This is a genomic window from Nonomuraea sp. SBT364, assembly GCF_001083785.1.
GTDB lineage: Bacteria > Actinomycetota > Actinomycetes > Streptosporangiales > Streptosporangiaceae > Nonomuraea.
Genome location: NZ_LAVL01000136.1, coordinates 1 through 22,026 on the forward strand (window position 1 = coordinate 1; position 22,026 = coordinate 22,026).

22 protein-coding genes and 1 pseudogene are annotated in these 22,026 nt (G+C 73.1%); 13 read left to right on the forward strand and 10 right to left on the reverse strand.

Annotation, left to right across the window (positions count from 1 at the left end):
• Together ADY59_RS36640 and ADY59_RS36645 are read right to left on the reverse strand one after the other, a co-directional pair.
• Positions 1 to 535 (reverse strand): annotated as a pseudogene (locus tag ADY59_RS36640) (hypothetical protein); the annotation flags it as partial.
• 313 nt (positions 536 to 848) lie between these two features.
• Complete coding sequence (locus ADY59_RS36645; protein WP_197094032.1) at positions 849 to 1,877, reverse strand: GlxA family transcriptional regulator; 1,029 nt, start codon at positions 1,875 to 1,877, stop codon at positions 849 to 851.
• A 313-nt stretch (positions 1,878 to 2,190) separates the two neighbouring features.
• Here ADY59_RS36645 and ADY59_RS36650 point away from each other — a divergent pair, with 313 nt between their 5' ends.
• Entirely contained in the window at positions 2,191 to 2,592 is a 402-nt protein-coding gene (locus ADY59_RS36650; protein WP_156325956.1) for a hypothetical protein, read from the forward strand.
• Positions 2,593 to 2,606: 14 nt separating this feature from the next.
• Entirely contained in the window at positions 2,607 to 2,912 is a 306-nt protein-coding gene (locus tag ADY59_RS36655; protein WP_049572537.1) for an antibiotic biosynthesis monooxygenase family protein, read from the forward strand.
• A 17-nt stretch (positions 2,913 to 2,929) separates the two neighbouring features.
• On the opposite strand, the gene ADY59_RS36660 is transcribed toward ADY59_RS36655, so the two are convergent.
• The 4 genes from ADY59_RS36660 to ADY59_RS36675 all read right to left on the reverse strand — a co-directional run bounded on the left by ADY59_RS36660 (position 2,930) and on the right by ADY59_RS36675 (position 5,866).
• A complete protein-coding gene (locus tag ADY59_RS36660; protein WP_049572540.1) occupies positions 2,930 to 3,424 on the reverse strand; it encodes an SRPBCC family protein in 495 nt (164 codons plus the stop codon).
• A gap of 29 nt (positions 3,425 to 3,453) precedes the next feature.
• Entirely contained in the window at positions 3,454 to 3,795 is a 342-nt protein-coding gene (locus ADY59_RS36665) for an ArsR/SmtB family transcription factor (protein WP_049572544.1), read from the reverse strand.
• Positions 3,792 to 4,226 carry an SRPBCC domain-containing protein gene (locus ADY59_RS36670; RefSeq protein ID WP_049572546.1) on the reverse strand — a complete coding sequence of 145 codons (435 nt, stop codon included), beginning with the start codon at positions 4,224 to 4,226 and terminating at the stop codon, positions 3,792 to 3,794. Before ADY59_RS36670 ends, ADY59_RS36665 begins: the two co-directional genes overlap by 4 nt.
• A gap of 149 nt (positions 4,227 to 4,375) precedes the next feature.
• Positions 4,376 to 5,866, reverse strand: a complete 1,491-nt coding sequence (locus ADY59_RS36675) for a hypothetical protein (RefSeq protein ID WP_049572549.1) — start codon at positions 5,864 to 5,866, stop codon at positions 4,376 to 4,378.
• Between the two features lie 176 nt (positions 5,867 to 6,042).
• On the opposite strand from ADY59_RS36675, the gene ADY59_RS36680 reads away from it, so the two are divergent.
• The 3 genes from ADY59_RS36680 to ADY59_RS36690 all read left to right on the forward strand — a co-directional run bounded on the left by ADY59_RS36680 (position 6,043) and on the right by ADY59_RS36690 (position 8,623).
• The gene (locus tag ADY59_RS36680; RefSeq protein WP_049572552.1) at positions 6,043 to 6,723 is read left to right on the forward strand and encodes a tetratricopeptide repeat protein; all 681 of its coding nucleotides are present in this window, start codon (positions 6,043 to 6,045) and stop codon (positions 6,721 to 6,723) included.
• A gap of 80 nt (positions 6,724 to 6,803) precedes the next feature.
• Positions 6,804 to 7,961, forward strand: coding sequence for a sensor histidine kinase (locus ADY59_RS36685; RefSeq protein ID WP_049572555.1), 1,158 nt, complete (start codon positions 6,804 to 6,806; stop codon positions 7,959 to 7,961).
• Positions 7,958 to 8,623: a response regulator transcription factor gene (locus ADY59_RS36690; RefSeq protein ID WP_197094033.1), complete on the forward strand. Its 666-nt coding sequence runs from the start codon at positions 7,958 to 7,960 to the stop codon at positions 8,621 to 8,623. Before ADY59_RS36685 ends, ADY59_RS36690 begins: the two co-directional genes overlap by 4 nt.
• A 19-nt stretch (positions 8,624 to 8,642) precedes the next feature.
• Here the strand turns inward: ADY59_RS36690 and ADY59_RS36695 are convergent, their stop codons facing one another.
• Positions 8,643 to 9,542, reverse strand: a complete 900-nt coding sequence (locus ADY59_RS36695) for a cation diffusion facilitator family transporter (protein WP_049572557.1) — start codon at positions 9,540 to 9,542, stop codon at positions 8,643 to 8,645.
• Positions 9,542 to 9,955 (reverse strand): ArsR/SmtB family transcription factor, encoded by a 414-nt coding sequence (locus ADY59_RS36700; protein WP_049572560.1) that lies wholly within the window; start codon positions 9,953 to 9,955, stop codon positions 9,542 to 9,544. Before ADY59_RS36700 ends, ADY59_RS36695 begins: the two co-directional genes overlap by 1 nt.
• A 101-nt stretch (positions 9,956 to 10,056) precedes the next feature.
• Here ADY59_RS36700 and ADY59_RS36705 point away from each other — a divergent pair, with 101 nt between their 5' ends.
• On the forward strand, positions 10,057 to 10,698 hold the full coding sequence (locus ADY59_RS36705) for an NAD(P)-dependent oxidoreductase (RefSeq protein WP_049572561.1): 642 nt from the start codon (positions 10,057 to 10,059) through the stop codon (positions 10,696 to 10,698).
• 30 nt (positions 10,699 to 10,728) lie between these two features.
• On the opposite strand, the gene manD is transcribed toward ADY59_RS36705, so the two are convergent.
• Positions 10,729 to 11,937 (reverse strand): D-mannonate dehydratase ManD, encoded by a 1,209-nt coding sequence (manD, locus tag ADY59_RS36710; protein WP_049572564.1) that lies wholly within the window; start codon positions 11,935 to 11,937, stop codon positions 10,729 to 10,731.
• Positions 11,938 to 11,952: 15 nt separating this feature from the next.
• Positions 11,953 to 13,101, reverse strand: a complete 1,149-nt coding sequence (locus tag ADY59_RS36715) for an ROK family transcriptional regulator (RefSeq protein WP_049572568.1) — start codon at positions 13,099 to 13,101, stop codon at positions 11,953 to 11,955.
• A gap of 205 nt (positions 13,102 to 13,306) precedes the next feature.
• Between ADY59_RS36715 and ADY59_RS36720 the strand changes: the two genes are divergently transcribed.
• From ADY59_RS36720 to nrfD, 7 genes are all read left to right on the forward strand, one after another.
• Entirely contained in the window at positions 13,307 to 14,599 is a 1,293-nt protein-coding gene (locus ADY59_RS36720) for an ABC transporter substrate-binding protein (RefSeq protein WP_049572570.1), read from the forward strand.
• Positions 14,596 to 15,519 (forward strand): carbohydrate ABC transporter permease, encoded by a 924-nt coding sequence (locus ADY59_RS36725; RefSeq protein WP_049572574.1) that lies wholly within the window; start codon positions 14,596 to 14,598, stop codon positions 15,517 to 15,519. Before ADY59_RS36720 ends, ADY59_RS36725 begins: the two co-directional genes overlap by 4 nt.
• Positions 15,516 to 16,367 carry a carbohydrate ABC transporter permease gene (locus tag ADY59_RS36730; protein WP_049572577.1) on the forward strand — a complete coding sequence of 284 codons (852 nt, stop codon included), beginning with the start codon at positions 15,516 to 15,518 and terminating at the stop codon, positions 16,365 to 16,367. Before ADY59_RS36725 ends, ADY59_RS36730 begins: the two co-directional genes overlap by 4 nt.
• 75 nt (positions 16,368 to 16,442) lie before the next feature.
• Positions 16,443 to 18,185, forward strand: coding sequence for an acyltransferase (locus ADY59_RS53565; protein ID WP_049572580.1), 1,743 nt, complete (start codon positions 16,443 to 16,445; stop codon positions 18,183 to 18,185).
• Positions 18,186 to 18,198: 13 nt separating this feature from the next.
• The gene (locus ADY59_RS36740; RefSeq protein WP_082310690.1) at positions 18,199 to 20,691 is read left to right on the forward strand and encodes a glycoside hydrolase family 36 N-terminal domain-containing protein; all 2,493 of its coding nucleotides are present in this window, start codon (positions 18,199 to 18,201) and stop codon (positions 20,689 to 20,691) included.
• A gap of 1 nt (position 20,692) precedes the next feature.
• Positions 20,693 to 21,508, forward strand: coding sequence for a 4Fe-4S dicluster domain-containing protein (locus ADY59_RS36745; protein WP_049572584.1), 816 nt, complete (start codon positions 20,693 to 20,695; stop codon positions 21,506 to 21,508).
• A partial coding sequence (gene nrfD / locus ADY59_RS36750) for an NrfD/PsrC family molybdoenzyme membrane anchor subunit (RefSeq protein ID WP_049572587.1) occupies positions 21,505 to 22,026 on the forward strand: 522 nt, incomplete at its 3' end. The genes ADY59_RS36745 and nrfD, both read left to right, overlap by 4 nt.

Here is a 22,026-nt window from a genome sequence, read left to right on the forward strand (position 1 = left end):
GCCGGGGGCGCGAGGGCCGAGGGGCGGGCTCGGCGCGCCGTTCCTTCACGCCGTCCCGCTTGCCGGGCGCGGCCTTCCTGCCGGGCGTGCCCTTCAGCTGGTCGGCCACCGTCTGCCCGGCGATCACCTGGTAGATCATGATGCTGCCGAAGCTGATCGTGAACACCAGCGCGGCGCCCGCGCCGAGCCGGAGCCACCGCGTCCGCCCGCGTGACGGCGGTCCCGCCGGGTCCGGCGGCGCCGTGGCCGCCGGACGCTGCCGCCGTCCGGTGACGGTGTGCTGCCTGACCTTGGCGCCGGTGCGCCGCAGGTAGTGGGTGTAGATCTCGGTGCCCACCGTGGTGGCCACGCTCATCACCGCGGCGCCGATCATCGTCCCCGCCACCCCGAGCCAGGAGGCCGCCACCGCGGCGGTGAGCGCGGCCAGCGCGCCACCGGCGATCTGCACGGTGCTCAGCCGCGTGCGGCGCCGCTGCCCACGGCCGTGCGCGCCGGTGCTCTTGCCGCTGGTCGGGGTCTGTCGCCTGCCGGTCATGCCTCCGCTGGCCAGCCTTCCTCGTGATCGGGCGCGAGCGCGCCGCAGGTGTGTCGGTGGTGCCCGGGGTCCACGTGATCCGCGACGGTACGGAACCGGGCCGGCCACGAGCGTGACGTGTGGCGCGCCGATCAGGACCGGGGACGGCCGGGCGACGGCCTCCCGGGGGGAACCCGCTGGAACCAGCCACGATGGCATACCCGGGCAAAGCCGCCACCTCGCCACGCGGCGCCTGAGCAGGACATTGCCATCCTTGGCACATCCCTGACCCGCCGGGGCCGCGACGGAGGAAGCACGCGGGTCAGCGCGCGGGTCAGCGCGCGGGTCGTGCGCTGGCGTGGCGGTAGGCCCTGGGGGAGAGGCCGTGGTGCTTGCCGAACTGGGCGCGCAGGACACTGCTGGACTGGAAGCCGACCCGTACGGCGATCTCGTGAATGGACAGGTCGGTGGTCTCCAGCAGGACCCTCGCGCGGTCGAGCCGCTGGGCGGTCAGCCAGGCGTGCGGCGTGGTGCCGGTCGCGGCGCGGAAGCGGCGGGCGAAGGTGCGCGAGCTCATCAGCGCCTGCCCGGCCAGGTCGTCGACCGTCAGGGGCTGGTGCAGGCGGGTGCGCGCCCAGGTGAGCAGGCCGGTCAGGCGGGCGGCCTCGCCGGCGGCGTAGGACGGCGGATCGGCCTGCGCGGGGAGCCCGCTCTCGTGCCGCGGGGTGTGCATCGCCTCGGCGGCCACGGCGCTGGAGACGGCCTGGCCGTGCTCGCGGCGCAGCAGATGCAGGCACATGTCGATGCCGGCGGCCGCGGCGGCGCCGGTGACCACGCGGCCCTCGTCGACGTACAGCAGGCCCGGCTCCACGGTGATCGCCGGGTGGTGGTGGGCGAGCTGGGCGGCCAGGCGCCAGTTGGTGGTGGCGCGCAGGCCGTCGAGCAGGCCGGTCCCGGCCAGCAGGAACGAGCCGGTGCAGTAGGCCGAGACGACGGCGCCCCGGCGGTGGGCGTCGATGATCGCCCGCCTGGCCGGCATGGGCAGGGTCAGCGGCCGGCCTTCCGTGGGCAGCACGATGATCAGGTCGGCGCCGGCCATCGCCTCGGGCCCGTGCTCCACCTGGAGGCAAAGGCCGAGGTCGGTCCGTAGGGCGCCCGCCCCGTCGGAGCAGACGGCGAAGTCGAGCCGGGGCAGTCCCTTGTCGCTGCGATCGGCGAACAGGTTGCTGATCGCGCTCAGGCCGAAGGAACTGACCCCCGGCCGGGCGTAGGCCAGCACGGACCGGAACGGGGTCCGCGCCTGCGACGACGGTTCGCGCGTGGCGATCTTCGAAGTGCCGTTGATCAGATTGCCTTGCATCATGCAAGCAACCTTAAGGTTGGTCACTTTTATGAAGCAAGCGCGTATCGCTGAGGCCGGGAGGTGGCCGCTGCCCGCCGGGGCGGCCCATCGATCACGCCGCGATGCGGGGAGTCTGCCCTTGCCGTGCCCGCGTCGCCATCCGAACGGCGAGGACACGTTCACCTTGTCGATAAGAATTACGGGAATCCCACTTTCCGGCGTGCTGGCCGAAATGTAGCGATATGTGGCAGATATTCGAACTGTTGGCTGCCGGGTCTGAGGCGGTATGTTGCGCGATAACTTGCCGCATATTGTCGGGGGGACTCACGTGGGCATGAGAGTGCGCGCGCATGGGCGAAATCTGGCCGAGGCGCTGCGGGCCGACCTCGCCGAGTGGACGGAACGCACCGGCTCGGCGGTGGAGATCTGGGCGCTGCCCGAGGGGGCCGTGCCGCCGCGCGCGAGCCGGGCCGTGTCGTGCGTCGTCAGCATGGTGCTGTCCGCGGTCGAGCGGCACGACCTGGCTCGTTCGGTGTCCCTCGCGGTCACCGTGGCCCCCTCGGGGCTGCGCCTGACGGTCAGCTTCGACACGGGCGTGGTGGTCGGCGCCCCGCCCCTGCCCGTGCCGTCGATGCGCGCCGCCTTCGCCGAGGCGGACGGCACACTGAACGTGACGGTGGCCACCATGGGGGGCATCACGGTCAACGGCGCCATCGCCGCCGCCCGGCTTCGGTGAGGACAGGGGGATCGATGATCGCGAGGGTGTGGCGCGCGACCGCCACGGAGGAGGGCGCGCGGGGCTACGCCGAGCACTTCACCACGTCCGTCCTCCCGGAACTGAACGGGCTGGACGGGTTCGTGACCGCGTTCCTGCTGTGCCGCAGCCTCGGGGACCGGACGGAGATCCAGGTCATCACGCACTGGGACTCCTACGACGAGATCCGCGCCTTCGCGGGCGACGACCTCGGCGTGGCGGTCGTGGAGCCGGCGGCCAGGCGCGTGCTGACGACGTACGGGACGACGGTCGAGCACTACGAGATCGTGGCGACCGGCTGACCGGGCCGGTCTCCCGATCAGCCCACGGCGGCGTCGATGCGGGCGCCGATCACGCCGACGTCGTCGGTCACCTCGTTCGGCCGTCCGGTGCCGGTGGCGATGAGCTCGCGCAGGCTGTGCCCCACGTAGAAGCCCCAGCTCTTGTGGCAGACGTCGTAGCACTCGAACTCCGGCACCAGCCCGACGTGGGTGAAGCGCAGTTCGGTGCGGCCGTCCGCGCGGCCGGAGATCTCGAAGCGGACCTCGGTGCCCGTCCACTCCTCCTGGTCCTCGACGAAGGAGAAGGTGTTGTCGAGAACGCGCCAGACCACGCGCCGGTCCGGGACGACCTCCTCCAGCCGGACGCGGCAGTGGTGGACGGCGGGCACGTCGTAGACGAACACGTCGCCCTCGGCCGAGGTGCCGCCGGTGATGTTCTTCGACCACCAGCCGCGGACGTCGGTGACGGCCGCGAACACCTCCGCGGGTGACTGCTGGAAGTCCTGGACGATGCTGGTGCCCTGATCTGTCATGGTTTCTCCGCCTGTCTTCTTCATGGATGTCACTGCTGGTTCCCCGTGCGCTGGATCGCCTCGGCGATCCGCTTGATCCGCCGGAGTCTGGCGTCCCACGCCGCCCCCACCGAGGACAGCTGGGCGACCGCGCGAGCCAGTTGCGCCTCGTCCACCTGGTACTTCCTCTCCCGCCCGGAAGGCGACGCGTGCACCAGGCCGGCGCGGCCGAGCGTGCCGAGATGCTTGGCGACGGCCTGCCGGGTCACCGGCAGCCGCTCGCTGAGGCTGGTGGCGGTGCCGGTGCCGTCCGCCAGGAGCAGGTCGAGGATGCGCCGGCGGGTCGGGTCGCCGATCGCCGACCACAGGTCGTCGTCGACCGCGGTGGTCATCGTGTGGACACCAGGCGCGCGAGGTAGTCGCCGAGCCGGGGCACGAAGGTGTCCCAGCCACTGGCGTGGTCGCGGTACTCCTCCTCCAGCTTGGCGGCCTCCCAGCCCATCTCCCGGAACCCGGTCTCGGTGAGCCGGATCCGCGTGCCCGTACCCGACGGGGTGAGCTCGAAGGTGACCAGCAGCGAGGTGGAGCCGCTCTCGCACCAGCGGAAGGAGAACAGCCGGGGCGGCTCGGCGTCCACCACGGTGATCGGGACGACCTGCGCCCTGTCGCCCCAGACGAGCTCGCCGGCGGCGCCGGGGGTCGCCTCGACGGAGGCGTCGTCGCTCCACCAGCCGGAGATGTGCTCCGGGCTGCTGACGACCTCGAAGACGACCTCGGGGGAGGCGTCGACGTGGATCTCACGTTCGATGCTGCCGTACTCCATGCTCTTCCCACTTCCGGATGCGCAATGTTCGGTTGCGTGTCACGCTAGTGTCCGCCTCGCGAGAAGAGCAACTAACGGTTGCATGTTGGCAGGAATCCGGCGATATCCAGCGGACCTGCCGCTTTCCGGCCGAGCTGGGCGGCTGACCTCTACCGCCACCGTGTCGCCGGGGCCGCCGGGCCCGCCGGGCGGCGGGCGCGTACGAGCGCCAGGCCGAGCAGCGCGGCCGCGTAGCCGCAGAGCACGCCGAACCCCGCCCACCCCGGCAGCGGGAAGTAGCCGTTCGAAGGCGCGTAGTGGGTGATCACCTGCGGGTACTCCGCGCTGGTCTGCAGGACGGCGAAGGCGGCGGCCGGGGTGAGGCGCAGCGACCACGCCGCCACCGCGTCCGGGATCAGCGCGAGGCCCCCCAGGAGGTAGGGCAGGACGACGGCCGCCACCGCGACGAGCACCGCCACCCAGGCCCTCCGGATCAGTGCGCGCAGGGCCAGCGTGAAGACGGCGGCGCCGGCCAGGATCGCGGCGGTGCCGGCGACGACCCGCAGCCCGGTGAGCGCGGACACCGGCAGCACGTCGACCCCCTTGGCCCGCAGCAGCGCCGAGCCGACCGGCACGACGACTCCCGCGCCCGCCAGCCCGGCCACGAAGGCGGCGGCGCCGATCACGGCCGCCCGCGCCGCGAGCGCCGGACCACCGGGGTGCGCGAACCGCGCCGCGAGCACGATCACGATGACCAGCGCGGCGGTCAGGCCGACCAGCGTGCTCGCCACCGTGCGCCCGCTGTCGGCGATCGGCCCGATGTCGCCGGACCCGGTGACGGTGAACGTGCCGCCCGCCCGCACGAGCCCGGGCGCCCGGTGATACCGCTCCCAGTCGGTGCCGGCCGTCCGCCCCACCGGGGTCGCGCGCCAGCCGGCGGCCGGCGCGCCGGCCAGGCTGACGTGGTCGAACGAGGCGGTCACCTGGGTGAAGCGCGACGCCGGCAAGCTGCCGCCGAGCGCCGTGGGCGTGAACGACAGGTCTCCCGGGGACGTGCTGAACAGCCCCGCCCGTACGGTCGCGGGCAGGCCGGGCAGGCGCGCGGCGCCGACCTTCGTCCAGCGCTTGCCGTCGGGCGACTCGTAGCCGGTGACGGTGTCCCCGGCGCGGGTCAGGCGCAGCCAGCGCGGCTCCCGGCCGGGGCTGCCGGCGACGTCGTGGGCGTAGTCGTACTGCATCCGGACGCCGTGGCGGCCCGTGAGCATGAGCGCCGCGTAGGAGGAACCCTGGGTGACGCCGTCCTTGATCATGATGCCGGCCTTGGCCCACGGCACCAGGCCCGGGACGATCTCGTCATGGCCGGGCGGCGGGTAGGTGATGATGCCCGTCATCGAGGCCAGGCGTACGGTGATGCTGCCGTAGCGGCCCAGTGGCCGGTGCGCGAAGAAGAAGTCGTCGCTCACCGGCTGCCCGTCCGGCCCCACCGGGGCGGCGGGGCAGGCGAGCTCGACCGGCCCGTCCCCGCAGGTGGGCCGGGGATGGACGGCCGCGAACAGCAGGCCGAGCACGATGATCGCCAGTGTCGCGGAGGCCAGGGCGATCGTCCGGCCACGGGTGCGGAAGCTCCGCCATGCGCCCGCCAGGGCGTCGGTCACTCGCATGGGCCGGTTCTACGCCGGCGGCCCCAACACGGCGGGAACCGAGGCCGTCATACCCCTGTCAGGTGCGGCACGGCCTCCGGCGGGCGCTCCGGCCGGGCCGTCGAAGGCTTGTCGAGATCGCCGGCGTACGGTCTCATGGACCGCGTACCGAGGGCACGCCGGGATGGGGGAGATGCATGGAGGGCCGTGTCGAGCAGGCCAGACTGGCCTACGAGCATGCCGTCTTCGTCGGCGATGCCGGCGAGCTGGCCACGGCGGAGCGGGCGCTGGACCAGGCCGAGGCCGATCTCGCTCTGGCCCGGGGCCGGATCCTGCACGCGCGGTTTCTCGGCGATCGGCAGGAAGACCCGCGTGAGCTGATGCTGTTCGAACGCGCGGCGCAGCTGTACCGGTCGCTCGGCGACGCGGGGGGCGAGGCCGAGTCGGTGTTCTGGGTGGGCTGCTTCCACCAGGTCGTACGGCGCGATCTCCGCACCGCCCTTCCCCTGCTCCAGCAGGCGTACGACCTGGCCACGCGGGCGGGAGACCGGCACACCCAGGCGGAGGCGCTTCGGCACCTGGGGATCGCGGACCATTCCGCGGGCCGCCTGGAGGCCGCCCGGGAGCATTTGGAGGAGTCGGTGCGACTGCGCCGGGAGATCGGGCTGTGGGCCGGTGTCGCCGCGAACCAGGTAGGACTGATCTACATCGCCGCCGCGCAGGGCCGCCGTGACGACGCGCTGGCGCTGGCCGAAGAGGCGTATGCCACCGCCGAGGCGTGCGGGGCCCGGCGCATCGCGCGGCAGGTCGAGGAGGCGCGCACGCAGATCACCGCGCCGGGCGCCGATCACGGCGGCACCCCCGGCCAGAGCCGCTGAAGCGCGCGGACCGGGATGCTGTCATGCCGCTGTTAGGCGCGGCGTAGCATCCTGGGCCCGCCGGGTGATCGGGAGGGACGATGGACAGGCTGGGTGGCCGGACGGTACGGCTGCGGTTCACCGTGCTGTACGCCGGCGCATTCCTCGGGTCGGCGGTGGCCCTGCTGGCCCTGACCGTCCTGCTGTCCGGCGCGAACAACACCGAGGTCGCGCCCGGCCAGGCCGCGCGGCCCGGTCCGGCGGCGGCGCATCGGCGCATCCAGGAGCTGGAGGCGCTGCTGTCGGCGCAGTCCCAGCGGCTCCTGATGGGCTCGCTGATCGCGCTGGCCGTGATGGCGGCGGTATCGGTCCTGCTGGGGAACGTCGTGGCCCGCCGGGTGCTGCGCCCGTTGCGTACGATCACCGCCGCGACCCGGCGGATCTCCGCCGCGAACCTGCACGAACGGCTGGCCGTGCCCGGCCCCGCCGACGAGGTCAAGAGCCTCGCCGACACCATCGACGGCCTGCTGGAACGCCTGGAGTCGGCGTTCGCCGCCCAGCGCCGCTTCGTCGCGAACGCCTCCCACGAACTGCGCACCCCGCTGGCCACCATGCGGGCGTCGGTGGACGTGGCGCTGGCCAAGCCGGAGCCGGTGCCCCCGCAGACGGTCGCCCTGGCCGGCCGGCTGCGCACCGAGCTCGACCAGGTCGACCGCCTCCTGGACGGCCTGCTCGTGCTGGCCAGGGCCCAGCACGGCGAGCTGCCCGGCCGGACCGTGCTCTCGCTGGGCGACGTGCTGACGCGGGCCGTGACCGCCCGCGCCGCCGACGCCGCCGCGAAGGACCTGACCGTCGAGGACGGCGACGTCCGGGCGGCGTGGACCCGGGGCAGCCCCACGCTGCTGGCCCGCATGGCCGGCAACCTGATCGACAACGCCGTCGTCCACAACCGGCCCGGCGGCTGGATCCGGGTCGCGACCAGCGCGGACGGCCCGGCGGTGCGGCTGACCGTGGAGACGGGCGGTCCGGCGCTCGACCCGGAGCAGGTCGCCCGGCTCGGCCGGCCCTTCCAGCGGCTCGCCACCGACCGGACCGGCTCCGGCACGGGCTCCGGCCTCGGCCTGTCGATCGTCGCGGCGGTCGCCGAGGCGCACGGCGGCGACCTGGCTCTGCGCGCCCGGCCCGGGGGCGGCCTGCGCGTCACCGTCTCACTGCCGGCGGCGGCCGCGCCGGACGGCGCTGAGGGCGGCACGGCGTGAGGATCCTCGTGGTCGAGGACGCGGCCGCGCTCGCCGACGTCCTGGCCGAAGGGCTACGGGACCAGGGGATGGCCGTCGACGTCGCCCGCGACGGCCTGACCGCCGCCGCCAAGCTCGGCCTCAACGGCTACGACGTGGTGGTCCTCGACCGGGACCTGCCCGGCATCCACGGCGACACCCTCTGCCAGATGATCACCGAGCGCGACGACCGGGCCATGGTCCTGATGCTCACGGCGGCGGGCGCACCGGGAGACCGGGTCGAAGGACTCACCCTCGGCGCCGACGACTACCTCGCCAAGCCGTTCCACTTCCCCGAACTGGTGCTGCGGGTGCGCGCGCTGGCCCGACGGCGTCCCTCGGCCCGCCCGCGCACCCTGCGGGCGGCCGGCGTCGAGCTCGACCCGGTACGGCGTACGGCCACCCGCGACGGCCGGAACCTCGGCCTCTCGGTCAAGGAGTTCGCGCTCCTGGAAGCCCTCCTGCGGGCCCGGCCGGCCTTCCTCAGCACCGAGCAGCTTCTCGAACAGGTCTGGGACGAGAACGCGGACCCGTTCACCAACACCGTCACCGTGACCATCGGACGCCTGCGCCGCAAGCTGGGCGGCCCGCCGATCGTCATCACCATGCCCGGCGTCGGCTACCGGCTCGGCGGCCCGGGCTGACAGGCCCCGGGCCAGGACGTCACCAGCCGACCTCGTCGCAGCCCCGGTGGTCGGCCGGTTCGACCTGCAGGGTGGCGTGGGCGATGTGGTGACGCCGGCTGAGCAGGTCGCGCGCCTGGTCGAGGACGGCGTGGTGGTCGGCCGGGCCGGAGGTGACCAGGTGGGCGGTGGCCACGTTCATGCCGGAGGTGAGCGTCCACAGGTGCAGGTCGTGCACGTCCCGTACGCCCTCGATGGCGGCCAGGTCGGCCGCCACGGCGGTGGCGTCGACGCCTTCGGGCACGTGCTGGCCGAGAACGGCGAAGACCTGGCGGCCGAGGGAGACGGCGCGCACGGCGACGAACAGGCCGATGGCCAGGGCGACGAGCGTGTCCCAGAAGGGCTCGCCGGTGGCCGACACCAGCCAGCCGGCGACGATCACGCCGACCGATCCCGCCGTGTCGGCGACCACCTCCAGGTAGGCGCCCCTGACGTTGAGACTCTCGCCGGCGCCGGAGCGCAGCAGGAGCAGCGCCACCAGGTTGACCACCAGGCCGAGCGCGCCGACGATCAGCATCGGGCCGGAGGAGACCTCGGCCCGCTCGCCGATCCGCCCGATCGCCTCGATCACCACGTACAGCGCGACGCCCAGCATCATGACGACGGCCAGCAGCGAGGCGAACACCTCGGCCCGGTAGGAGCCGTAACTGCGCCGGCCGGTCGTGTCGGGACGGGTGGCGATGCGGGTGGCGACCAGCGCGGCGCCGAGCGTGACCACGTCGGCGGCCATGTGCCCGGCGTCCGACAGCAGCGACAGCGAGCCCGAGATCAGGCCGAAGGCGAGCTCGACCAGGAAGAAAACGCCGATCAGGACGAACGACACGGCCAGCCGCCATCGGTGGCGGCCCGCCGCGTGCCCGTGTCCGTGGCCGGAGCCCATCACGACCTCCCGTCGCGCTCTGGGTGAATGGCTTCGGTGTGCTCGGTGTGGGCGAGCGCCACGTCGAGCAGCAACCGTACGTGCGGGTCCTCCAGACGGTAGTACGCCATCCGGCCGGAACGCCGCGCCGCGACGATGCGGTGCGCGCGCAGCAGCCGCAGGGCGTGGGACACGGCGGACTCGCTCTGACCGGTCACCGCCGCCAGGTCGCACACGCACAGCTCGCCGTCCAGGAGGGCCACCAGCAGCCGCAGCCGGTTGGGGTCGGCCAGCAGGCCGAAGACGTCGGCCGTGTCGGTCACGTCCCCGGCGGACGGCATCCGCTCGCGGACGGCGCTCACCCGGTCGGCGTCGACGACCTTGACGGCGCAGCCGTCCACCATCAAGATGCCCTCATCTGAAGACCTGTTCATATGTACAGGATAGCGAGACCGCCGGATCGGCTGTCAAGGTCACCGGAAGCGCCGCGGCCGTCATTTCAACGACCGATGAATCGATTGGTTAGGATCATGATGTGAGGCTCACCATCTTCGGCGCGACGGGCGGCACCGGCAGGGCGCTGGTCGAGCGGGCACTGGCCGCCGGGCACCAGGTCGTGGCCGCCGTCCGCACACCGGCCAGGCTGGCGATCGGCCATCCCGCGCTGGAGGTGGCCCACGCCGACGTCTTCTCCCCGCGCTCCCTCGAACCGCTCGTGGCGGGCAGCGACGCCGTCCTGTCCGCGCTCGGGCCGAACGGCCGCAAGGACACCTCCCGGGTGTGCTCGGCGGGCATCGCGAGCATCCTGACGGCCATGGACGCCGCCGGCGTGCGCCGCGTCGTGGCCGTCAGCGCCCAGCCCGTGCTGCGCACCGGCGCGGGGGAGACGCCGCTGTTCCGGACGGTGGCCCTGCCCGTCGTCCGGGCCGTCTTCCGGACCGTGTACGAGGACCTGGAACGGATGGAGGAGGCCCTGACCGCCAGCACGGCCGACTGGACGGTGCTGCGCCCCCCGATGCTGACCGGCAAGCCCGCCACCGGCCGCTACCGCAGCGCCGTGGACGCCAACGTGCCCGGCACCATGACGCGCGGCGACCTGGCCGGGGCGATGCTCGGCGTGCTGCCCGACCCGTTCACCGTGCGGCGGGCGATCGGGGTCGCGGGCCCGCGCCGCTGACGCCCGGCCTGCGGCAACCGGTTCGGGCCGTCACCAGTTGCCCATCGTGCCGTCCTCCAGCCGGCTGACCGGCAGGTAGGCCCGCTGGTACGGGTGGCGCTCCGCCAGGTCGTCGCGGTAGTCCACGCCCAGTCCCGGGCTGCCGCCCGGATGCAGGTAGCCGCCGGAGAAGGTGTAGGCGTGCGGGAACACCTCGTCGGTCTCGGCGGTGTGACGCATGTACTCCTGGATGCCGAAGTTCGGGATGGACAGGTCCAGGTGCAGCGCGGCGGCCATGGCGACGGGGGACAGGTCGGTGGCGCCGTGGCAGCCGGTGCGCACCTGGTGCACGTCGGCGTAGGCGGCGGCGTTGCGCAGGTGGGTGATGCCGCCGCCGTGCACCACCGTCATGCGCAGGTAGTCGATGAGGTATTCGCGCAGCAGCACGGTGGCGTCGTGGATGGTGCTGAAGATCTCCCCGACGGCGAGCGGCGTGGTGGTGTGCTGCCGGATGAGCCTGAAGGCCTCCTGCTGCTCGGCGGGGGCGACGTCCTCCAGCCAGAACAGCCGGTACGGCTCCAGGTCCCGGCCCAGCCTGGCCGCCTGTATCGGAGTGAGCCGGTGGTGGGCGTCGTGCAGCAGGCGCACCTCGTCGCCGTACTCGTCGCGGACGCGCGCGAACAGCGACGGGACGGTGGCCAGGTACTTCTCGGCGCTCCAGACGTCCTCCCTGGGCAGGCCGGTCCCGGCGGGCTCGTAGAAGAGCTCCCCTCGCCCGACCCCGTAGGTCCCGGACAGGCCGGGCACCCCGGCCTGTACCCGGACGGCCTTGTAGCCCAGGTCCAGGTAGCGGCCGACGGCGTCCACCGCCTCGCCCGCCGACTCGCCGCTCGCGTGCCCGTACACCAGGACGCCGGCCCGGCTCGCGCCGCCGAGCAGCTCGTAGACCGGCACGCCGAGCGCCTTGCCCTTGATGTCCCACAGCGCCATGTCGACGGCGCCGATCGCGGTCATGGTGACGGGGCCGCGCCGCCAGTAGGCGCCACGGTAGAGGTACTGCCAGATGTCCTCGATCCGGAACGGGTCGCGGCCGATCAGGCATGGGGCCACGTGGTCGCGCAGGTAGGAGACGACGGCCAGTTCGCGGCCGTTGAGCGTGGCGTCGCCGAGCCCGTGCACGCCCTCGTCGGTGCGGACGCGCAGGGTGACGAAATTGCGGCCCGGACAGGTGACCAGCACCTCGACGTCGGTGATCCTCATGCCTGCGATGTCCTCCTAGTCGCTGCCGGTCACGAAACTCTGGATGGCCACCACGGCGCCGCCCCGGGCCCACTCGCGGAAGTCGTCGGCCTCGGCCACCACGTGGACGGAGCCGGGCACGTCGCGCCGGTTCGCGGTGAGGGCCCGTTCGAGGTCGTCCTTGCCCACGCGGGCCAGCTCGACGCCCTCGCCGGCCAGGACCACCGTCTTCACCATGGACATCGTCGTGATGTGCGCGATGAGCCGGCCGAGGGCTGCCGCGGCCTCGCGGACCACGGTCAGGCACACCGGGTCGCCGTCCGCCGCCAGCCGCATGACCTCGGCGTAGGGCACCGCCCGGCGCAGCCCCTGCCCGGCGGCGTTCTCGACCGATTCGCTGGCCAGGTACGCGCTGGCGCAGCCGCGGTGACCTTCCGGGCACATCGGGCCGCCCGGGTTCACCACCAGGTGGCCGAACATGCCCAGGTCCGCCTCGGTGGCGGCCACCAGGTGGTCGTGCACGATGAGCGCGTAGCCGATGCCCGCGCCGATCGTGACCAGCGCGAAGTCGCGCAGCCCGCGCCCGGCCCCGAACCAGTGGTGCTGGTGGGCGAGGGCGGCCACGTCGTTCTCGACCACGCACGGCACCCCGAGCGCCCGCTCCATCATCGGCTCCAGCGCCACCTGCCGCCAGCCGAGGAACGGCGCGTCGACCAGCCGCTCGCGCCCGACCTGGGCCGAGCTGCGGGCGTCGCCGCCGATGGCGACGCCGGCCGCCACGATCCGCGACAGGCCGGCGCCCGCGGACAGCTCGTCCAGCAGGCGTCTGGCCTGGCGGCAGACGGCTTCGGGGGAGTGGTCGGCGATCGGCTCGTCGCGGGCGGCGACGACGCCGGCGCGCAGGTCGGTGATGACGGCGTGGACCTGGTCGGCGGTCAGCTTCAGGCCGAGGAACGGATGGTTGGCGGCGGCCACGTCCAGCGGGCGGGTCGGACGGCCGTTGACCGGGTCGTGCACCACGTCGCCCTCGATGAGGAGCCCGGCGTCGACCATCGGCTTGGTCAGCCGGGTCAGGCTGCCGGTCGACAGGTGCAGGGTCTTGGCCAGCGCGGTCCTGGACTGCGGGCCGTGGATGATGAGCTCCTTGACGATGGAGCGTGCGGCGTCGGGCAGGGCATCCCACATGCCGGACCATCTTCGGGGCACAACGCCCATCAACGCCAGCCTCCTTGATTGACTTCGCGACAAAGCTAACACGGGCATCACGAGTTGAGTCCGGGCATGTCTCTCCTGGAAATCTGTGGCTAAGTAGTGACATGGGACTCACTTTGTCTCTAAGTTGGCTCCCCAGTGAAGCCAACTGTGCTTCGCGGAGAAGGAGGCAGCGCGGATGCGTATCATCGCGGCGCTCGGCATGGTCGCTCTCCTGGCCGCTTGCTCGTCGGGCACGACCGATGGCGCCGGCACGCCGGCGGCCGACGCCGGGCCGGTCACGTTGCAGTACTGGTGCTGGGGCCAGCCCACGAAGGACAAGGTCGAGGCGTTCAACAAGGCCCACCCGGACATCCGGGTCCAGCACACCGACACCGGCGGAGGCACCGACACGGCGGCCAAACTGCTCACCGCGAGCCGGGCCGGCAACGCGCCCGACGTGGCCTGCGTGGAGTATCAGACGCTGCCCGCCATGATCGTGGCCGGCGCGCTGGCCGACATCTCCGCGCACACCGCCGACGTCAAGGACGCCTTCAGCCCCGAGGTGTGGAGCCTGACCAGCTTCGACGGCGCCGTCTACGGCATCCCGCAGGACGTCGGGCCGATGGTGCTCGTCTACAACAGGGCGCGGTTCGGCGAACTGGGCATCGAACCGCCCGCGACCTGGGAGGACTTCGCGAAGACGGCCGCCGAGGTGCGCAAGAAGGACCCCGGGGCGTACCTGGCCACGTTCGCCCCGGCCGAGTTCGGCAACTTCGCCGGGCTCGCGCAGCAGGCCGGCGCCTCCTGGTGGACGGTCCGCGACACCACCTGGACGGTGGGCATCGCCGACCCCGCCTCCCTGGAGGTGGCCGCGTACTGGCAGAACCTCATCGACGAGGACCTGGTCAAGGCCGAGCCGCTGCTCACCCCCGAGTGGAACAACCAGCTCAACAAGGGCAAGATCCTGAGCTGGCCGAGCGCCCTGTGGGGGCCGAGCGTGCTGTACGGGATCGCCGAGAAGCAGGCCGGGGACTGGGCCATCGCGCCGCTGCCGCAGTGGACGCCGGGAGACGAGCGCGTGGCCTTCCAGGGCGGCACCGCGCTGACCGTCACCAAGAACTCCAAGCACGCCCAGGCGGCGGCCACGTTCGCCAAGTGGATGAACACCGACAAGGCCGCCTACGACATCCAGATCGCGAAGGGCGAGTACCCGGCCTCCCTCGCCGGGCAGCGGGCGACCGGCGAGAGCGAGCCGCCGCCGCTGGTGGCCGGGCAGAAGGACTACTGGCAGGTCGCGACCAAGGCCGCGCAGAGCACGATCCCGCACCTCAGCTGGGGCCCGAACGTCAGCACCGCCCAGAGCGCGTTCCAGGACGCCATGTCCGCCGCCGTCCGCGACAAGACCCCGCTGGCCGAGGCGCTGAAGAAGACGCAGCAGGCCGTGGTCGACGACATGAAGTCCACCGGCTTCAAGGTCGCCGGCCCATGACCGGCGGACCCGGCGGGCCCGGCGCCCGCCGAGGGGCGCGGGCGCCGTACCTGTTCGTCGCCCCCGCCGTGCTGCTCTTCGTGGCCTTCCTCGCGGTGCCCATCGGCTACGCGGTCTACCTGAGCGCCCGCGGCCTGCGCCTGACCGGCGGCGGCGTCTTCGGCACCCGCGAGGAGGTGTTCGTCGGGCTCGACAACTACGTCAAGACGCTGACCGACCCCGAGTTCTTCGCCGGCTTCGGCAGGCTCGCCCTCTACGGGCTGATCAGCGTGCCGCTGACCCTCGGCCTGGCGCTGCTGTTCGCGCTCCTGATCGACCACGCGGGCTCGCGCGCCCGACGCTTCTCGCGCACGGCGATCTTCCTGCCGTACGCCGTCCCCGGCGTGACGGCCTCGCTCCTGTGGGGCTTCATGTACCTGCCCTCGACCAGCCCGTTCAGCTACCTGACCCGGGAGCTCGGGCTCGGGGAGATCCCGTTCCTGGGCGCGGGCGGCATCTATCCGTCGGTGGCCAACGTCGCGGTGTGGGGCGGCGTCGGCTTCAACATGATCATCATCTTCACGTCGCTGCGCGGCATCCCGGCCGAGCTGTCCGACGCGGCCCGGATCGACGGCGCCTCCGAGTGGCGGATCGCCTGGCACGTCAAGATCCCGCTGGTGACGCCGGCGCTGGTGCTCACCGGCCTGTTCGCGCTGATCGGCACGCTGCAGGTGTACGGCGAGCCGACCACGCTGCGCCCGATGACGCCGGAGATCTCCCAGGTGTGGGTGCCGCTCATGCAGATCTACCGCGACGCCTTCCTGCGCGACGACCTGCCGCTGGCCTCGGCCGCCTCCGTCATCCTGGCCGCCGGCACCCTGCTCGTGTCGGTCGTGCTGCTGAAGGTCACCCAGAGGCGGGCGTCCGGGGGGATGGGATGAGGGCCGGCGCGCTCGCGCACCAGCGGGCCAGGGTCCTGCCCACGCTCGTGCTGCTCGTCGGCGCCCTCTACTGCCTGGTGCCGGTCGCCTGGGTGCTCGTCGCCTCGACCAAGTCCAGCGCCGAGCTGTTCTCCACGTTCACCTTCGCGCCCGGCACCGGGCTGCTGGACAACCTGCGCGACCTGTTCGCCTACGGCGACGGCCGCTATCTGCGGTGGGCGGCCAACAGCGCCCTGTACGCGGTCGCCGGCTCCGCCGCCTCCACGCTGATCTCGACGCTGGCCGGGTACGCCATGGCCAAGTACGAATTCCGGGGCCGCGGGCTGCTCTTCTATGCCATCCTCGCGGGCGTGCTGGTGCCCGGCATGACGCTGGCGATCCCGCAATACCTGATCATGTCGGAGACGAACCTGGTCGGCTCGTACTGGTCGGTCCTGCTGCCTAGCCTCATCTCGCCGTTCGGCATCTACCTGGCCCGCGTCTACGCGCTGTCGTCGGTGCCGGACGCCACGCTGGAGGCGGCCAGGATCGACGGGGCGAGCGAGTATCGCATCTTCGGCTCCATCGGCCTGCCCATGATGCTCCCCGGCATGGTGACGATCTTCATGCTGCAGTTCGTGGGCATCTGGAACAACTTCCTGCTGCCGTACATCATGCTGTCGGACGAGTCCAAGTTCCCGATCACCGTGGGCCTCTACACCCTGCTGGCCAAGGGGTCCTCCGAGCCCGCCCTCTACGGCATCGCCATCGTCGGCGCGGCCGTGTCGGTGGTGCCGCTCATCGCGCTGATGCTCTTCCTGCAGCGCTTCTGGCGGATGGACCTGCTCAGCGGAGGGCTCAAAGGATGATCGACCGCGGCCTTCGCCGGCGCGGGCCCATCGAGGAGAATCTCGGCGTGGACCTCCAGGCGTGAAGGAGAACGTATGGATCACGACGCCAAGCTGCTCGACTACAACGCGTGGCTGTTCTGGCGGGAGGCCGGCGAGCACGAGCGCAAGGCCCAGCTCGACCGGCAGGCCGCCATCGCCGCGCGGACCGGCGGCTCGATCGGGCGCCACACGTTCATCTCCGAGCTGGCCATGGTGCACCCGGACAGCTTCCGGATGGGCGCCGACTCCTACGTCGCAGCCCACGCGTACGTCACCGGCACCATCCGCATCGGCGACGACTGCACCGTCAACGCCTTCACCGTCGTACGCGGCACCGTGACCATGGGCGACGGCGTGCGGATCGGCGCGCACACCTCCATCCTGGGCTTCAACCACTCCATGGACCCCGACCGGCCCGTCCACCGGCAGCCCGCGACCGAGCGTGGCATCGCCATCGGCGACGACGTGTGGATCGGGTCCCACGTGGTGATCGTGGACGGCGTCACCGTCGGCTCGCACGCCGTCATCGGCGCCGGCTCCGTGGTGACCAAGGACGTGCCCGGCTGGGCGGTCGTGGCGGGCAACCCGGCCCGCGTCGTCAGAGACCGCCGCCACCCCAAACACACCGCCACAGCCACAGCCCCAGCCACCGCGACCACCGCCGCTTGCTCCGCGAGCTCCGGGGGCAACGGGAGCTACGGGGTGCTGGCGGAGCTCGGTGATCGGGCGCGGGCTCAGGCCGGCGAGATCGCCGGGCGGAGCTGGGAGCCGGACGCGGCCGCGCCCGACGGCACCCCGGGAGGCCGCTACGTCGACGCCCCGGGCGAGCCGGCCACCCTGCGCGCGCACGCCGACGCCGTCGAACTGGCCTTCCTGCTGACGGACGCGCCACCGGCCCAGCTGACGCGGGACGAGCACGTCCGCAGGCTGCGCCAGAACCAGGACCCGGCCACCGGCCTCACCCCGCTCCTCCGCCCCGGCGGCAGGCACGGCCCGCCGCCCGCCGGGTTCGAGGACGGCACCGGCCACTACCACGTCCTCAGCCTCGGCTACGCCCTCGACCTGCTCGGATCCGGGTTCGAGCACCCCGTCGGGGCGGTCGGGCGGATGACCTCCGAGGACATCGCCGCCGTCCTGGACGGGCTGCCGTGGCGCGACAACGGCTGGGCCGCCGGAGCCGGCGTGGACACGCTGGGCACCGCCTTCCTGTGGAACCTCCGCCACGGCGAGGCCGCCGCGACGCCACTGGACGCGTTCTTCGGCCGGCTGCTCACCCGCTGCCACCCCGACACCGGCATGTGGTCCAGGTCCCGGGCGAGCGACGGGCTGCTGCAGGCCGTCAACGGCTACTACCGGGCGGTACGCGGCTCGTTCGCGCAGTTCGGGCTGCCCGTGCCGTACCCGGAGCAAGTCATCGACACCGTCCTCGCCCACGCCGCCGACCAGCGCCACTTCGGCCCGGGACGTACCACCGCCTGCAACGCCCTCGACGTCGCCCATCCGCTCTGGCTTGCCCGGCAGCAGAGCGCGCACCGCGCCGGCGAGATCACCGCCTGGGCCGCCGCCCAGGTCGAGACCATCACGGCCCAGTGGGTGGACGGCCGGGGCTTCCCGTTCAGGCATCCGCCGCTGAGCGGGCCCGGCCACCGCGAACACCGGCCGGGGCTGCAGGGCACCGAGATGTGGCTGGCGACCCTGTGGTACGTCGCCGACCTGCTCGGCCACGCCGAGTCCCTCGGCTACCGCCCGCGTGGCGTCCATCGGCCCGAACCCGCGTACGACCTCCGCACCGCCTAGCAGAAAGCCGTACATGCACCTCCATCACTTCAGAGCCGCCGGCGTCTCCGTGGTGCTCGACTGCCCGCCCGACGCCCTGCCCGCGATCCTGCACTGGGGGCCCGACCTCGGCCCGCTCGGCGAGGACGCCCTCGGGCACCTGGCCGCCGAGCTGCGGCCCCGGCCCGACCAGACCGCCGACTCCCCGATCCGCACCGCGCTCGTCCCCGAGGCGCGGACCGGCTGGGCGGGCACGCCCGGCCTGTCCGGCCACCACGAGGGCGAGAACTGGTCGCCCGCGTTCACCGCCGTCACCTACGAGCAGGCCGGGCAGAGCGTCACCGCCACCGCCACGGACCCGCACGCCCGCCTCGGCCTCACCGTCACCGTCGAGCTCGGCCCCTCGGGGCTGCTGCGCGCCCGCGCCGAACTGCGCAACCGGCACGAGTCGCCCTACACGCTCGACGCGCTCAACCTGGTCCTCCCGGTCCCCGGGCACACCGCCGACGTGCTCGACCAGGCAGGGCGCTGGTCGAAGGAACGCATCCCGCAACGCCGCCCGCTCACCGTCGGCACCCACCTGCGCGAGAACCGGCGCGGCCGCACCGGCGCCGACGCGGCCACCGTCCTGTTCGCCGCCACCGCCGACCTCGGCTTCCGGCGCGGCGAGGCGTGGGGCCTGCACGTCGGCTTCAGCGGCGACCACCGCCACTACGCCGAACGCACCGCGACCGGCCGCACCATGCTCGGCGGCGGCGAGCTGCTGCTGCCCGGCTACATCCCGATGCCGCACGCGCACCGGCACCAGCGGCTGGAGGACTTCCTGCGGGCCGACGCGCCGGTCAAGGGCTACTGGGCCGACATGCCCGCCTACCTGGTGAGCCTGCTCAAGGCGTGGTGGGGGCCGTCGGCGCAGCCGGACAACGACTTCCGCTTCGGCTACCTGCCCCGGCTGACCGGCAGCCACAGCCACTACGACACGGTGATGGCGCAGCTCGACGGCACCTGCAAGGGCTACCTGCTGCTGGGCGAGAACCCGGCGGTCGGCTCGGCCAACGCCCGCATGCAGCGCCTGGGCATGGCCGGGCTCGACTGGCTGGTGGTGCGCGACTTCAATTTGATCGAGAGCGCCACCTGGTGGCGGGACGGGCCGGAGATCGAGACCGGCGAGCTGTCCACCGCCGAGATCGGCACGGAGGTGTTCTTCTTCCCGGCGGCGGCGCACACCGAGAAGGACGGCAGCTTCACCAACACCAACCGGCTGCTCCAGTGGCATCACAAGGCCGTCGAACCGGCCGGGGACCGGCGCAGCGACCTGTGGTTCATGTACCACCTGGGGCGGATCATCCGGGAGAAGCTGGCCGGGTCCGCCGATCCGATGGACGCGCCCGTGCTCGACCTGACCTGGGACTACCCGACGAGCGGCCCGCTGGCGGAGCCGGACGCGCAGGCGGTGCTGGCGGAGATCAACGGCCGGGACGCCGAGGGGCGGCCGCTGTCCGGCTACGACCGGCTCAGGAGCGACGGGTCGACCGCGTGCGGGTGCTGGATCTACTGCGGCGTGTACGCCGATGGGGTGAACCAGGCGGCCCGCCGCAAACCGGGCGCCGAGCAGGACTGGATCGCCGCCGAGTGGGCGTGGGCATGGCCGGCCAACCGGCGGCTGCTCTACAACCGGGCGTCGGCGCGGCCGGACGGCAGCCCGTGGAGCGAGCGCAAGAAGCTCGTGTGGTGGGACGGGTCGGCCTGGTCCGGCTTCGACGTGCCCGACTTCGAGCGGGGCAAGGCGCCGGACCATCGGCCGCCGGACGGCGCGAGCGGCGTCGAGGCGCTGTCGGGGATCGACCCGTTCATCATGCAGGGCGACGGCAAGGGCTGGCTGTTCGCGCCCGCCGGGGTGCTCGACGGGCCGCTGCCCGCGCACTACGAGCCGCAGGACTCGCCCGTGACCAACGCCCTGTACGGGCGGCAGCGCAGCCCGGCGCGCAAGCTCTACCCGCACGTGCACAACCGCTACCATCCCAGCGGCGGCGAGGCGGGCGCGTCGGTCTACCCGTACGTCGTCACCACCTACCGGCTCACCGAGCACTTCACCGCCGGCGGGATGAGCCGCAGCACCCCCTACCTGGCCGAGCTGCAGCCGGAGATGTTCTGCGAGGTGTCGCCCGAGCTGGCCGCCGAGCGCGGCCTCACGCACGGCGGCTGGGCGACGATCATCACCGCGCGCAACGCCATCGAGGCCCGGGTGATGGTCACCGAGCGGATGGCGCCGCTGCGCGCCGACGGGCAGGTCGTGCACCAGATCGGCCTGCCGTTCCACTTCGGGCCCAACGGGCGGGCGCGCGGCGACGCCGCCAACGAGCTGTCGGCCATCTCGCTCGACCCCAGCTCGCACATCCAGGAGGTCAAGGCCCTGTCGGCGGACATCCGGCCGGGCCGCCGGCCGCGCGGGCCCGCGCTGCCCGAGCTCGTCCAGCACTACCGGCTGCGCGCCGGCATCACCGAGCGCACCGGAACGGAGGCGTGACATGGGCCGCGTCGGCTTCTTCACCGACACCAGCGTGTGCATCGGCTGCAAGGCGTGCGAGGTGGCGTGCAAGGAGTGGAACGCCGTCCCCGAGGACGTCCTCGGCTTCACCGGCATGTCCTACGACAACACCGGCGGGCTGGGCGCGAGCACGTGGCGGCACGTGGCGTTCGTCGAGCAGCCGCGCCGCCTCGGTCACCAGGAGAGCGGGCTGGCGGAGGCCGCGGCGCTGGCCGGGCGGGACCGGCCGGACTTCCGCTGGCTGATGGCCTCCGACGTGTGCAAGCACTGCACCGAGGCGGCCTGCCTGGACGTGTGCCCGACCGGGTCGCTGTTCCGCACCGAGTTCGGCACCGTCGTGGTGCAGGACGACGTCTGCAACGGGTGCGGCTACTGCGTCCCGGCCTGCCCGTACGGGGTGATCGGAAAGCGGGAGGGCGACGGGCTGGCCCACAAGTGCACGATGTGCTACGACCGGCTGGAGTCCGGCCAGGAGCCGGCGTGCGCCAAGACGTGCCCGACGGACTCGATCCAGTTCGGCGACCTCGACGAGCTGCGCGAGCGGGCGTCGCGGCGGGTGGAGCGGCTGCACGAGGCGGGCGTGGGGTCGGCGCGGCTGTACGGCCATTCCCCCGCCGACGGGGTGGGCGGGACCGCGGCGTTCTTCCTGCTGCTGGACGAGCCCGAGGTGTACGGCCTGCCGCCGGATCCGGTGGTCACCACGCGGGACCTGCCGTCGATGTGGCGGCACGCGGCCGTGGCGGCGGCGGGGCTGCTGGCCGCTCTGACGGTGCTGTCGTGGAAGGGGCGGTCATGAGCGGCGGCCGGACGGACGTGCGGTCGGACGGCGCCACCGCCCTGCGGCCCGGCCGTGAGGCCGTCCCGGGGTCGGCGGGCCGGCCCCGCGAGCGGCGCATGGTCCCCAAGGCGGACTTCGGCTCCTACTACGGGCTGCCGGTGCTCCACGAGCCCACGTGGCAGGCGCACGACATCGGCGGCTACCTGTTCCTCGGCGGCCTGGCGGGGGCCTCGTCCACGCTGGCCGCCGCCGCGCAGCTCACCGGCCGCCCCCGCCTGGCGCGGGTCTGCAAGGCGGCGGCGCTGTGCGCGGTGACCGGCTCCCTGTACGCGCTCATCCACGACCTCGGGCGGCCGGGGCGCTTCCTCAACATGCTGCGCGTGTTCAAGGTGACGTCGCCGATGAGCGTCGGCACCTGGATCCTGACCGCGTACGGTCCCCAGGCGGGGCTGGCCGCCGCGACGGCGCTGCTGCCGTCGCCCCTCCCCGGGAGCGGAGCCTGGCCTGTGGCGGGGCGGGCCGCCACGGCGGGAGCC

Bases quoted from the DNA above. Each gene is read 5' to 3' on its own strand.
- ADY59_RS36645 (WP_197094032.1), bottom strand. From the start codon at position 1,877: ATGATGCAAGGCAATCTGATCAACGGCACTTCGAAGATCGCCACGCGC.
- ADY59_RS36650 (WP_156325956.1), top strand. From the start codon at position 2,191: ATGAGAGTGCGCGCGCATGGGCGAAATCTGGCCGAGGCGCTGCGGGCC.
- ADY59_RS36655 (WP_049572537.1), top strand. From the start codon at position 2,607: ATGATCGCGAGGGTGTGGCGCGCGACCGCCACGGAGGAGGGCGCGCGG.
- ADY59_RS36660 (WP_049572540.1), bottom strand. From the start codon at position 3,424: ATGACAGATCAGGGCACCAGCATCGTCCAGGACTTCCAGCAGTCACCC.
- ADY59_RS36665 (WP_049572544.1), bottom strand. From the start codon at position 3,795: ATGACCACCGCGGTCGACGACGACCTGTGGTCGGCGATCGGCGACCCG.
- ADY59_RS36670 (WP_049572546.1), bottom strand. From the start codon at position 4,226: ATGGAGTACGGCAGCATCGAACGTGAGATCCACGTCGACGCCTCCCCC.
- ADY59_RS36675 (WP_049572549.1), bottom strand. From the start codon at position 5,866: ATGCGAGTGACCGACGCCCTGGCGGGCGCATGGCGGAGCTTCCGCACC.
- ADY59_RS36680 (WP_049572552.1), top strand. From the start codon at position 6,043: ATGGAGGGCCGTGTCGAGCAGGCCAGACTGGCCTACGAGCATGCCGTC.
- ADY59_RS36685 (WP_049572555.1), top strand. From the start codon at position 6,804: ATGGACAGGCTGGGTGGCCGGACGGTACGGCTGCGGTTCACCGTGCTG.
- ADY59_RS36695 (WP_049572557.1), bottom strand. From the start codon at position 9,542: ATGGGCTCCGGCCACGGACACGGGCACGCGGCGGGCCGCCACCGATGG.
- ADY59_RS36700 (WP_049572560.1), bottom strand. From the start codon at position 9,955: ATGAACAGGTCTTCAGATGAGGGCATCTTGATGGTGGACGGCTGCGCC.
- manD (WP_049572564.1), bottom strand. From the start codon at position 11,937: ATGAGGATCACCGACGTCGAGGTGCTGGTCACCTGTCCGGGCCGCAAT.
- ADY59_RS36715 (WP_049572568.1), bottom strand. From the start codon at position 13,101: ATGTGGGATGCCCTGCCCGACGCCGCACGCTCCATCGTCAAGGAGCTC.
- ADY59_RS36720 (WP_049572570.1), top strand. From the start codon at position 13,307: ATGCGTATCATCGCGGCGCTCGGCATGGTCGCTCTCCTGGCCGCTTGC.
- ADY59_RS36725 (WP_049572574.1), top strand. From the start codon at position 14,596: ATGACCGGCGGACCCGGCGGGCCCGGCGCCCGCCGAGGGGCGCGGGCG.
- ADY59_RS36730 (WP_049572577.1), top strand. From the start codon at position 15,516: ATGAGGGCCGGCGCGCTCGCGCACCAGCGGGCCAGGGTCCTGCCCACG.
- ADY59_RS53565 (WP_049572580.1), top strand. From the start codon at position 16,443: ATGGATCACGACGCCAAGCTGCTCGACTACAACGCGTGGCTGTTCTGG.
- ADY59_RS36740 (WP_082310690.1), top strand. From the start codon at position 18,199: ATGCACCTCCATCACTTCAGAGCCGCCGGCGTCTCCGTGGTGCTCGAC.
- ADY59_RS36745 (WP_049572584.1), top strand. From the start codon at position 20,693: ATGGGCCGCGTCGGCTTCTTCACCGACACCAGCGTGTGCATCGGCTGC.